This is a genomic window from Corynebacterium uropygiale, from assembly GCF_021568315.1.
Lineage (GTDB): Bacteria > Actinomycetota > Actinomycetes > Mycobacteriales > Mycobacteriaceae > Corynebacterium > Corynebacterium uropygiale.
This window is the reverse complement of sequence record NZ_JAKGSI010000008.1, coordinates 1-12394: the sequence shown is the minus strand read 5'-3', so window position 1 is coordinate 12394 and position 12394 is coordinate 1. Positions and strand designations below refer to the sequence as shown.

Sequence of the window (12394 nt, the reverse complement as noted above, 5' to 3'; positions counted from 1 at the left end):
GAAAGCATGGCCATGAGTTTACCGTCATCTGACAGAACACGCACACCGGCACAAGGGCGTGTTGCCCAACCGATCCTTACCCGCCGCAATACAGGCGGGCTGGACGACACCCCAGCGGGCGCAACCGACCGCGACGCTCTCCTAGAACACCTTGGCCGCAACGTCATCCACGCCAGCGTGGACCGTCAATTTAGCAAGGCCTACCGACGCGACGAGGACGGTGTGAGCTGTCCCATGTACTACCGGGTGACCTCTGCTGCGTTCGCCCGCTGCCAGTACGTCATGCTGACTACCAAGCAGTACGCTGCCGTCCTCGTCGTGGACATTGACCGGCCCGGTAGCCCAGGAGGTCACCCCGCGGACCTGGCCTTAGACGTTCGCCAGAACCTCGCCATGCTGGTTCAATGTGGGATCGGCCCCTCATGGGTTGGCATCAACCCCATCAACGGCAAAGCCCAGGCAATCTGGCTGATTGATCCGGTCTACGCCGACGCCACCGGCCAGTCACGCAACATGACACTGCTGTCGGCTACCAGTCGGGCACTCGGGGAGCTTTTAGACCATGACCCGCACTTCTCCCACCGTTTTAGCCGCAGCCCGTTCTACACCGGTAATGATCCCACTGCTTACCGTTGGTATTGCCAGCACAAACGGGTCCACCGGCTCGCTGATCTGTTGAAGGAGGTACGCGCCATGATGGGCACATCTTCGCACGAGACAGCACCCCGCCAACAGTTCACCAGCGGCCGTGAGCTGATTAACGCGGTCAAAACCCGTCGCGAGGAAGCCCAAGCCTTCAAAGCCCTTGCCCAGGACGTGGAGAAGGAACTCGGCGACGAACTCGACCAGTACGACCCGGAACTAATCGACGGGGTGCGCGTGCTGTGGATTAGCCAGGGCAAAGCAGCCCGCGACGAGACCGCTTTCCGACACGCACTCAAAACCGGCCACCGGCTACGCGCCGCAGGCCAGCGCATGACAGACGCGGCCATCATCGATGCCTACGAGCACGCCTACAACGTTGCCCACCGCCACGGCGCAGACGGACGAGACAACGAGATGCCGCCGATGCGTGACCGCCAAACCATGGCCAGGCGCGTACGCGGCTACGTCACCCAATCGAAGGCAAACACAGGGCACGCAGCCTCAGCACAACGCGCCACAACCACCGAGCGCAAAGCACTAGCCACCATGGGGCGTAGAGGCGGCCAGAAAGCCGCACAACGCTGGAAAACCGACCCAGAAGGCGAGTATGCCCAAGGACGTCGAGAAACTCTTAAAGCAGCTAATCAACGCCGAACTATCCAGGGACGCGGCACACGAGCTCGAGTATTGCACGTTGCCATGGACACACTGGCACAGACCGGAAAGCTGCCGTCGGGACGTGAGATCGCTGCGGAACTGGGAGTAACGAAGCGAACCGTCAACATGCACCTGAGAGCACTTCGCGAAGCTGGGATGCTCGACTGAGCAAGGTGGGAAATGCCATAAGCAATATACGGTTCCCCTGCCGCTAGGCAGTTGAGTCTTTACCCTCTTCTAGTTTTTCATTGGCTGCGTAGGCTGAGGGGGTGACTGCCTCAGTAGCTCAACGACTCGATCGCGCCGAAGTTCGGCACAACCTTGACGCCTTCAAGCTCCACTGGCGTGAGCGCTTGGACAGCTGGACGCAAGCCCACCAAGGCGCTATTGAAAAGAAGTACGCCCAATCCTTCTGGGCAGACTTCCTGGCCTGCTTCGGCGTGACCGCCGCGCGCATGGACCTCTTCGAGCAAGACGCCCGACGAGGATCTACGGGCGGCACGGGCTACATCGACCTGTTCTGGCCGTCCGTAGTCATCGGCGAGGCCAAGAAACCCGGCGTAGACCTCCAGGTCGCCGTCGATCAAGCCCGCGACTACCTGCAAGGCGGATCTGTCAGCGATACAGAGCAACCCCGCTACATTCTCGCCAGCGACTTCGAGACCTTCCGTCTGTTGCGCCTTGGCGCACCAGACCAGCGCTTCGATATCACCTTTGCCCTGGGAGAGGTTACCGACTACCTGGACCAGCTGAAGTTTCTAGCTGGCTATGACGAGACGGTGACCCACGAGGAAGAAGAAGCGGCGTCGCTGAAGGCGTCGAAGATCATGGCGAACTTGTTTACCGCCATGGCAGGTGACGAGGTAGACGAGGACGTGGCCGACGAGGCTCCGACCAACCCTGAGGACGAGGACGAAGACGTACAACGCACCTCCGTGTTCCTCACCCGCCTGCTGTTTCTCCTGTTCGGCGATGATGCCGGATTGTGGGAGCAGGACCTGTTTTATCGCTTCGTGCTGGATCACACCACTAGCGAGAACCTGGGCAGTCAGATCGACGCGCTGTTTGACGTGCTTAACACCCCGGAGAGCAAGCGCCGCCGTGTCCCGGAGTCGATGGCCGCGTTCCCGTATGTCAACGGCTCCTTGTTTGATCGCGGGGGCGAGGACCGCACCACCACGTTTTTCAGCCCGGAGATGCGCCATGCCCTGCTCGAAGCGTGTCGGTTCCAGTGGACCGACATTTCGCCGGCGATTTTCGGCTCCCTCTTCCAGTTGGTGAAGTCGAAAGAAGCCCGCCGGTTGGACGGGGAGCATTACACCAGCGAGACGAACATCTTGAAAACACTTGGTCCGCTGTTCCTGGACGAGCTGCGTGCCGAAGCTGACCGCCTGATTAGCGCCAAGACTGGCAGCATGAGGAAGCAGTTGGAGAATCTGCGCGCTTTCCGTGACAGCCTGGCGACCCACGTGTTCATGGACCCGGCGTGCGGGTCCGGCAACTTCCTTATCGTGGCCTACCGCGAGCTGCGCAAGATCGAAACAGATGTCATCGTCGCAATCCGTGAGCGCGAGGGCAACACTGGTCTTGCCCTCGACATCACCTGGGAACAGAAGCTATCCATTGGGCAGTTCTACGGCATTGAGCTGAACTGGTGGCCCGCAAAAATCGCCGAAACCGCCATGTTCCTGGTCGATCATCAAGCCAACCGAGAGTTGGCCGACCGCGTGGGCTTGGCCCCTGAGCGCCTACCGATCACGATCACCGCCCACATCACCCACGACAACGCCCTGGCCGTGGATTGGGTCGAGGTTGTGCCGCAGGTCAGCGGAACAACCTACGTGTTCGGCAACCCTCCGTTTATCGGCCAATTCACCAAGACAGCAGAGCAGAAACAGGACATGCAACGCGTCTGGGGCAAGGATTACGACGGCTACCTGGACTACGTGACCGGCTGGCACGCCCAAGTCATGCGCCTGCTGGCCAAGCGTCGCGGCGAGTTCGCCTACGTGACCACCAACTCGATTACTCAAGGCCAGCCAGTGCCCGCGCTATTCGGCCCGCTGATTCGTGAGGGATGGCGGATCAAGTTTGCGCATCGCACGTTTGCGTGGGACTCCGAAGCCCCCGGCAAAGCCGCCGTGCACTGCGTGATCGTTGGTTTCACCCGTGACCGTGGCGTGAAGCAACGCCTCTGGGACTATCCGGAAGTTAAAGGCGACCCTGTAGAGCTCACTGTGGATCAGGGGATTAATGCGTACCTCATTGACGGTCCACAGGTGCTCGTAACGAAGACGATGAAACCGATAAGCCCAGTGCTGTCTGTAGCTACCAGAGGCAGTCAGCCGACCGATGGGGGGAATTTGATTGTTGAGGTAGACGAGTACGACGAGGTGGCAGCCGACCCTATCGCCGCTAAGTATCTCCGGCCCTTCCGCATGGGCAAAGAATTGGTGCGCGGACTTGATCGCTGGTGCTTGTGGATGGCAGATGATTTCACTCCAAGCGACCTAGACCGTTCGCCGGTGCTCAAGGAGCGTGTGGCAGCAGTCGAGAAGATGCGGCTGTCGAGTAAGAAGAAGGCGACGCAGGAATCTGCGGCCACCCCGTACCTCTTCCAGGAGAACCGTCAGCCAGCGGAAGACTACGTAGCAATTCCAGCAGTTGTTTCCGAGTCCCGGAAGTATTACACGGCAGCATATCTTGAATCTGGCGTGATCGCCGGTAATAAGCTGTATGTTGCTGACGATCCTGATGGACTTTTGTTCGGCTTGATTTCGTCGTCGATGTTTATCACATGGCAAAGGGCAGTTGGCGGTCGGTTGAAGTCGGATCTGAACTTTGCGAACACGCTGACGTGGAACACCTTCCCCGTCCCGGAGCTGGACGAGCAGACTCGGCAGCGGATCATCGATGCGGGCAAGAAAGTTCTCGAAGCCCGCAAGCTTCGGCCAGAGCTTTCGCTAGCCGAGCACTACCACCCGAGGGGTATGGCTCGCGAGTTGTTAAAGGCTCACGATGCGCTAGACAAGGAAGTCGATAAGGCGATGGGGGCGGCGCGCAAGCTGACGACTGAGCGTCAGCGCCAGGAGTTTCTGTTTGAGAACTATGCGCGAATGACTTACGAGGGGTAAGCAGTCACCTGTTCGATGATCTCTGGCGGCCACACGCCCCCTTGGCTGCGAAGGAGAAGACCGGGCCGTACCGGCGGACCACGAGGACTAAAGCACGCCGTATGCCCATGATCGAAGCGAACCCTGCCTGTCTTCGCTCTCTGATTGTGACAGATGTCGATACCTCTGATGTACGCGACCTCGCCACAATGTGCGGTCTACCAGCACCAACATGGACAGTGATGCACCCAGGACCAGTCGTTACCGGGCATATCGCCTACGGGCTTGCTAACCCCGTCTGTGTAACCGATGCCGCCTCTAGGAGGCCTGTCAACCTGCTCGCACGTATCGAAACAGGACTGTGCGACATTCTCGGCGGGGATATCGGCTATGCCGGCAAGATCATGAAAACCCCATCACACCCCCTGATGGGCAATACACCCTCTGGGGGGCTAGGAGAAGGCGAGGAATGCCGCTCCTACCAGCTTAAACAGCTTGCAGCACCACTCGACAAGCTAGGAGCGCTACCAGCTCCTAGCTCAGGAGCTCCGCGCTACTACCGGGATGAGTATCCGAGCCTCGCCAAAGGAATGGGCTGCTCACCCGCATCAGTGAATAGATATATTAAAGAAACAGGATCACTCCGCAGGAAATTATAGTTACCGCAAATATGGCAGATAGTACCAATGCGTACCTTTTCTTCCTTTGAGCTGCCAGATCGGGTTCTCCCTCCCTTGGAGAAAGCAGGTAATTCCAAAAATACATTGCCATTACCAAAAGGAACAGCGAAACCGGGTAAAACCACCACGGCATTGAAATATATAAATATAGCGGAACTGAGGTGATCCAGAGTATAGCCGCAGCCTGGATTGGCTTATCGAGATTTTTCATATCAACAACTTATCGCCGCCGCGCCGATAGTGCCAATGACGCCGCACCCAAATGCTGCTGTGCCAAGCGTAGCGATCCCTAATGGGGCACAGACAAGTCCGTCCCAAGCAATATTGATCCCTGCTGCCTGCCACTTGGGCGCACATCTTTCCCCTGTTGGATGTAAGACACTTTCGTCCCCCACTCTATGTGTCTCAGGATCATAAGAAAGATTAAATGAATTTGGATCCTCAGGGGTGAATTCCATTACCGATATAGTGTCACCTTTAGCATCTTTCCATATGGCTTTATTTCCACTAACAGAAATAGTTTCCCCTTCGAGGGTGCCCAGTTCAACAAAACTTTCTGTCACCTTAACCCAGTGCTTGCCGTCTGGGCTGGAATACCGCTCTCCATGAAATTCTCTTGACTGCGGTGAAGATAGTTGGGAAGGCAACGATGATGATTCTGCAGCAAAAGAGGCTGCAGAAGATCCGATCATAATTGCCCCAACTGAACACAAAGAAATAAGCACTCTAGCCGCCTTAGGCATATCTCCTCCTATGTGGCGAAATGAGATGATCTAACTGAATCATATACTGCATCCTTCTATCGCGCGCAAGGGGTACGCAAAATATTTCAGAACTTACCCATATCTGGGTGTAGACAAAAGTTACCTTTGGGATAGTCGAAAGTTACCTTGCGAGTAGACGAAAGGCCCAAGTTTCCGGAAAAGTATTGACATCGCCTTCAAACTATGGAAATGTTGATTCTTTAGGGCCGTTAGTCGCTAGTTCGTGCAGACACTGGAAAAGGCACATTGAGCAGCGGATTTGCTTGTTATGCCCCTCGGGGATGCCTGGCCCTCCCCAATGCCTCGTGCACATGTCGAGAGATCATCCTCACGTGCCTCGGGCTCCTTGGACCGCCTCCTTCGTGAGCGTTCGCACTCTCGCCCACGATCTCTGCCCGGTTCTCTCCGGCGGGTTAGGGTCCAGTCGTGCATCAACCAATTGTACATTCCCGCCCAAACGGAAACACTGTTTTCCCAGGTTGCCAACCCCAATCATTCGAACATGCCCCCGCGTTTACGCCATAGCACCCCCCCCTTGCGTCAAACGCACGTGGGAAAAAACGGGCATTTTCAGGGGTTCAACGGGGCCCGAGAGGACCTGTTTTCGGGCCTCTCCGAGGGGGCTGGGAAGGGTCTTCCGGAAGGCTTGTTGGCGCCCTTGTCCCAGGGGGCTTCTCGGCAGCCTTCAGGAGGGCGCTTAGAACCTGCCTAGGGGGTCCTCGACACCCGGTAGGCCTACGCCGGGTGACGGAGCTCGCTTCGCTCGCACTGTCAGTGCATGGGGGCACCCCGAGCCCCGAAGTATCTGATATGGGGTTCGTAAGTCAGTAGAGACACGCCGGTGGAAATCCTCCCCCTGGCCCCTCCCCTGTAACAGGGGCATGCTCCATGACCGCTTCACCAGCTTCGCTGCGTCTCAACGACGAGGCAGGCCAGCTTGCCTTGTTCGACGAGTCCGTGTGCGTGTCTGACCGGAGTGTGAGACTGACATCATGCTCCACAATTGAGTCCTTGCTTCGTGACGCGGGTGTGCCGCGCTTTGCTCCGTCTGACGAGTCGTTGAGTTCTGGTGAGCGCGCGCGAGGATTGTGGCCGTCCTCGTTGAGGAGTGGGACATGCTGACGCGAACGCCTTCGGCGTTCTTGTCCTCTAATTTTTCGTGCCCGATGTCACCTGAGACGCTTCCGCCGGCATCACTGCTCCTGGTGCTTGCCTGCCCCCACACCCGTTTGCCGCTTCTCTGACCCATAGGGTCTTCATCTTATGGTACATTTGCAGTAAACTGCCCTGTGTGCCCTTCGGGCACGTCCGGCGAGGTAGGAAGGCGGGTTTAGCGTGCTGACGATTGCGAAGATGCATGGTGAATCTGTGGCCTACTACGAGTCCACTGTGGACGAGGGTCAGGAGCCGAATCTTGGCCCCGATGGGTACTACTCAGAGGACGGAAGGCGGCCAGCTGAGGCGTGGATTGTGGCGCGAAGTGATGAACAAGCGGCGGCAGTTTCGGAGTTTTTGGGGGTTAAAAACGGCGCGCGCGTTGACGGGAAACACGTCCGTGATTGGTTCAATCAAGCGCTCGCTCCGAACGGAACGAAGCTCGGACGCGCGCCGAAAAGTAGCGGGGTCCCGGGGTTCGATCTGACTTTTTGTGCGCCGAAAAGTGTCTCGCTTGTGTGGGGATTGACCGACGATGCGGCGGTTCGTGCGTTGGTTGATGGGGCGCATCAGCGCGCAGTATCGGCGGCACTGGCGTACCTTTCCGAGCACGCGGGCTACACGCGGCGGGCTGATGATGTTGATCGCGAGTTGATGATTATTGATCGCGTTGAGGCGATTTCTGGTGTGAAGTATGAGCACCGAACGAGTCGCGCGGGTGACCCGCACGTGCATTCACATGTTCTGCTGTCCAACAAGCAACTGTGTCGAGATGGGAAGTGGCGCACGCTCGACGGAGTGAGTTTGTACCACGAGGCGCGTGCGGCAGGAACGATCTATCAAGCGGTGTTGCGTGAGGAACTTTCGCGCGAGTTGGGTGTGGAATGGGCCGAGACGGTCAACGGGTGCGCGGAGATTTCAGGGCTTGATGATCGGAAAACGATTGAGGCTTTTTCCACGCGGGCGCGTGAGATCGATCAGTGGCGCGACGATAATGGGTTGGCTGATGTCGCCATGTTTAAGCGCATGGGGCAGAAGAAAACGCGGCAGAAAAAGGACGTCGATACGCCCCTGGAAGAACTAGTCAGTGGGTGGAAAAGCAGCGCAGCAGGCGTTGGCGCCCGTGACTTTATTGCTGGTTTGTCTCCCCGTGCTGTCGAAGGCGGGCCGGTTGAGGTGCCTACTGCGGGCGAGATTATCGCCGCAGTGACGGCAGAGCGATCCACCTTTACCCGCGCTGATGTTGTGGAGAAAGTCGCTGAGATGCTGCCTGTCGGTGTGGCTAAGCCCGGTGATGTGCGTGGTGTGGTTGAGCGGATCACCGACGAGGTTTTTGCGTCGTTGCTGGCGTGGACGGTGACCCCGGATAAGGACCGCAGCCGGGATAAAACCGCGCGGGAGGGCACGCAGCGGTTTACCTCCGAGGACGTTGTCAGCGAGGTGAATCGGGGCATTGATCTTGCGACGGAGGTTGTCGCGGCAGGCGTAAGCGCCGATACAATCCAGCCGGTTGAGGGCAGGCTGTCGCGGGATCAGGCCGAGGCCATGCGGGCCGTGGTTACATCGCGTTACCGCGCAAGTGTGGTCATTGCCCCGGCAGGTGCGGGTAAGACATCGAGCTTGAAGGCTGCGCGTGGTGCGTGGGAAAAGGCCGGTAAAACCGTTGTGGGTCTGGCACCGACGGGTAAGGCTGCGGATGTGATGGTCGGCGAGAACGTGGCTGATTCATCGTCAACTCTGGCGCGGGTACTGCGCCGTGTGGACGGCCAGGACGCGGCTGATGCGGCTGCAACGTTGGGGTGGGATCGTGGCCATGTGGTTGTAGTCGATGAGGCTGGCATGGTCGCAACGCCAGATATTGTGCGCGTGTTAGAGGTTGCCAGCGCTGCTGATGCGCGTGTGGTGTTGGTGGGGGATCCGTACCAGTACGGCGCGGTTAAGGCCCGAGGTGGCATGTTGGCAACCTTGGCCTATGAGCTGCCCGATGCCGTTGAGCTAACCGAAGTGTTCCGTCAGAAGGATGCTGCCGAGCGGGAGGCTTCTAAGCGGTTGCGTACCGGTGAGGTGCCCGATGTCGAGCGCGCGGCGACGTTCTACGCCGATAGGGGACGGCTTCATGCGGGATCAGTTACGGCCATGCTTGATGATGCTTTGGCAGGCTGGCGCGAAGACATTGAGAAGGGCAAGCAGTCGCTTCTGGTGGCGTCGAGTAATGACTATGTGGACGCGTTGAACGTGGCCGCGCAAAAGGTCATGGCCGCCCGTGGAGCGCTTGATCTGTCCGAGGCTGTGCAACTGACTCCCGGCCAGTTCGCCCATGTCGGGGACACGATCTTGACGCGCCGCAATGATTACGAGCTGACCACCAGCGCCGGTGATGTGGTGCGCAACGGCCAGCGGTGGAGCGTTGTCGATATTGGCGCTGATGGGTCGGTGATGGTGCGCCGATTGGACGAGACTGACGCCACTGTGACGTTATCGCCTGACTATCTGCGTTCTTATACGCAGCTGGGTTATGCCTCTACCGGTCATTCCGCGCAAGGTGCGACCGTGGACGTGGCCCGTGTGGTGGCCGGTGTCGGTCAGATGGATCGGGCAGGTGTCTACGTTCCGATGACCCGAGGCCGTGAAGGTAACTACCTGTATATGGCCGAAGCTATGCCCGGTGATACCGACACCGGGCACGGACAGACAACGCCAGCACCACGCCGCGAGTCCGCGACGTATGCCCGCGACCTTCTTATCCAGGCAGCTACGCGCAGCACCGCTGACCAGACTCCGCATTATGTGCACCGCCAAGCCCGCCGAGACTGGGCGCTGGTGAGCTTGTCCGGTGGCGTTATGCCTGATGAAGACCCGTTTAGAGGTACTCGCATGGCCGAGGTTGCCGACGAGCGCGCTCAAGCGCGGATCGAGCGCTTGAGCGACTTCCACACTGTTTCTCACGAGGACGTGGCCGGTGGTGGCTCTGTGTCGCAGCCGAAGAAGACCGCCAAGGATCATGCAAACCCGTATCAGGAGAAGTTGGATCGTGCCCGCGAGCGCGTGGCCGAGTTGGAGCGGCGCAAGACTGACGTGTCCGAGCAAATCAAGCAGCTAGACGAGCAGTATCGACAAGCCGTCGACGGCGTGCGTGATGCCAGCGTCAAGATCAACGGCTATAAGCGCATGATTCGTGAGGAAGAATATCGCCGCGACAATCGTGGTTTCTTCGCTAAGGCGTTTAAGCCCAACGAGGGACTGGCCCAGATCGAGACATGGACTGAAAAGCTGGCGCAGGCCGAGCAGGCCTACGACAACCGCGAGGCTTATCGGGCCGAGCTAGAAGAGCGCATCAACCAACTGCGCCAGGAGCAGCGCAACATCAACGCCGAGTACGACAAGGCAGATGGGATCATGCACGCCATTAAGGCGCTGCACTTTACCTACAGAATTATAGGTGGGCAGAGTTTCGCTGAGCGTATGAAGGCACAGCGAGCGCGTAGTAGTCGATACCGCGAGCAGAACAACGCCACGGCGTGGGATATGACTGATACCTATGGCCATGGCGACGGGATGACGCTGTAAGAGCCGGGATCGAGCTAACCCAGATACTTGAACGAACTCGACGATGCTGGATTTACGCATATCCGAGCGGTGGGCTCGGACTAGGTGTAAACATTGTTTACACCTAGCCGTCAGTGAGTCTGTGTGAACGGAGATAAGGAGGCCGACTGTGGCGACAAAGGGTCAGAAGAGCTGGGTCGGGCGTGGACCCGTGATCTCGGTGCGGGTGGAACCTGAGCTTGTCGAGCGTCTCGATGCGCTCGCCGCGCGTACCAACCGAAGTCGGGGTGTGTATCTGCGCATGGCGTTGTGGGCGGTGCTTCCTTCTTTGGAGCGTATGCATTGGGAGCAGGTTGCTGCTGACTTCGAGAGGCTTGCGATCAAGGACGCTTTCGAGGAGATCACTCTCGGGTTGATGGAGGACGCGCTCAAGAAAGACCAGGGGGACGGCACCGCCCCCTAAGTGTGGCGCCGCGAGTACATGGCACCGGTGAGTGCCCTAGGCGCTCACCTTTTCATGCCTTAGACCAGCGTTTTTAGTGTTATGGGTTTACAGGTTTACAGGTTTGCGGGTACTGTGAAGCTGTAAAGCTGTAAACCTGAATCACTGACCCAGTGAAAGGTGTAGCCATGATTATTGCCACGATCAACGCGAAAGGCGGCGTCGGGAAAACCACGACCACGATGTTCCTGGCGACCGTATTCGCTCAACGCGGTATCACCGTGGCCGTGACCGACCTTGACCGCCAGGGATCTGCTCTCGACTGGGCTGAGCGCGCCGAGGACGGCGGCGATCCGCTGCCGTTTGAGGTCGAGCTGTCGATCCCGAAGCGCATCGACCGGCAAGCCGCTTTGGTTGCCGATGACGAGATGATGTTTATCGACGTGCCGCCTGGAGATGAAAACGCTATTGAAGCCGCTATCGCCGTGAGCGACTTCATCATCATGCCGACTCGTTCCGCAGCAGCCGACCTCTCGCGGGTGTGGGAGCTACGCGACGCAGTAAGCGGCACCCCGCACGCTGTTCTGCTGACCTTTGCCCGCAAGGGGACCAGCGCGCTGGAAGCTGCACGAGAAGCGCTTGAAGCTGAGGACATGCCGCGCTTTGAAGCGGAGATTCCGCTTCGTGAAGACATGCACCTTGCCTTCGGCTACTGCCCCGGCCCCGACATGCACGGTTACGACCAGGTGGCTGACGAGATTATGGAGATGATGAAGTGACCACCAGCAAAGCACGCGCCCGCGCTCAACAAGGACCACGGACCGGGAAAACGACCACGAAGAAAACCGTATCCACGGGAACTGTTCGTTCCGCGTTCCGCCAGTCCTCAAGCCGTGACTACGTCAAGAAAATGACCATCGAAGTAGACCGCGACCTGCACTCTGAGCTCAAAGCTATCGCCGCCCGCAAGGGAGTCACTATGCGTGAAATTGTCGGCTCCTGCCTCGAAGGATACGTCAAGAAGAACCGCTAACCACGCATACAGGTTTACAGGTTTACAGTTTTGCGGGTGCCGTAAAACTGTAAACCTGTATTGCTTGCGGGGTGTGACGAGTGTTGCGTTACGGCAGGTAGGAAAACTTTGTGTCGCAGCACACTACGAATCACAGCGGTGTTATTCTCGGTCAATAGACCCCATAAATGAATGAAGCCCGCCAGGCTGGCACCTGACGGACTTCGCTTATCCCCCAGAACGCACCTGGGAAGAAAGCATGGCCATGAGTTTACCGTCATCTGACAGAACACGCACACCGGCACAAGGGCGTGTTGCCCAACCGATCCTTACCCGCCGCAATACAGGCGGGCTGGACGACACCCCAGCGGGCGCAACCG

9 protein-coding genes are annotated in these 12394 nt (G+C 58.4%); 7 read left to right on the top strand and 2 right to left on the bottom strand.

Annotated features, from left to right (window positions below; translation table 11 throughout):
* The 3 genes from L1O03_RS11410 to L1O03_RS11670 form a co-directional block, all read left to right on the top strand.
* On the top strand, positions 1-1470 hold a 1470-nt coding region (locus tag L1O03_RS11410), incomplete at its 5' end, for a replication initiation protein (RefSeq protein ID WP_420830340.1).
* A 101-nt stretch (positions 1471-1571) separates the two neighbouring features.
* Positions 1572-4436 (top strand): DNA methyltransferase, encoded by a 2865-nt coding sequence (locus L1O03_RS11405; RefSeq protein ID WP_338026159.1) that lies wholly within the window; start codon positions 1572-1574, stop codon positions 4434-4436.
* Positions 4437-4477: 41 nt separating this feature from the next.
* On the top strand, positions 4478-5074 hold the full coding sequence (locus tag L1O03_RS11670) for a replication initiation protein (RefSeq protein ID WP_420830339.1): 597 nt from the start codon (positions 4478-4480) through the stop codon (positions 5072-5074).
* On the opposite strand, the gene L1O03_RS11400 is transcribed toward L1O03_RS11670, so the two are convergent.
* Positions 5040-5306 (bottom strand): hypothetical protein, encoded by a 267-nt coding sequence (locus L1O03_RS11400; protein WP_236120126.1) that lies wholly within the window; start codon positions 5304-5306, stop codon positions 5040-5042. The two genes, L1O03_RS11670 and L1O03_RS11400, sit on opposite strands and share 35 nt — an antisense overlap.
* A 1-nt stretch (position 5307) precedes the next feature.
* On the bottom strand, positions 5308-5838 hold the full coding sequence (locus tag L1O03_RS11395; RefSeq protein ID WP_236120125.1) for a hypothetical protein: 531 nt from the start codon (positions 5836-5838) through the stop codon (positions 5308-5310).
* A gap of 1356 nt (positions 5839-7194) precedes the next feature.
* Between L1O03_RS11395 and mobF the strand changes: the two genes are divergently transcribed.
* The 4 genes from mobF to L1O03_RS11375 all read left to right on the top strand — a co-directional run bounded on the left by mobF (position 7195) and on the right by L1O03_RS11375 (position 12035).
* The gene (mobF, locus tag L1O03_RS11390; RefSeq protein ID WP_236120124.1) at positions 7195-10581 is read left to right on the top strand and encodes a MobF family relaxase; all 3387 of its coding nucleotides are present in this window, start codon (positions 7195-7197) and stop codon (positions 10579-10581) included.
* 148 nt (positions 10582-10729) lie between these two features.
* Entirely contained in the window at positions 10730-11023 is a 294-nt protein-coding gene (locus tag L1O03_RS11385) for a ribbon-helix-helix protein, CopG family (protein WP_236120123.1), read from the top strand.
* Positions 11024-11190: 167 nt separating this feature from the next.
* Positions 11191-11781 carry a ParA family protein gene (locus L1O03_RS11380; RefSeq protein WP_236120121.1) on the top strand — a complete coding sequence of 197 codons (591 nt, stop codon included), beginning with the start codon at positions 11191-11193 and terminating at the stop codon, positions 11779-11781.
* On the top strand, positions 11778-12035 hold the full coding sequence (locus L1O03_RS11375) for a hypothetical protein (protein WP_236120119.1): 258 nt from the start codon (positions 11778-11780) through the stop codon (positions 12033-12035). The genes L1O03_RS11380 and L1O03_RS11375 overlap by 4 nt, the downstream gene beginning before the upstream one ends.
* Positions 12036-12394 lie beyond the last annotated feature (359 nt).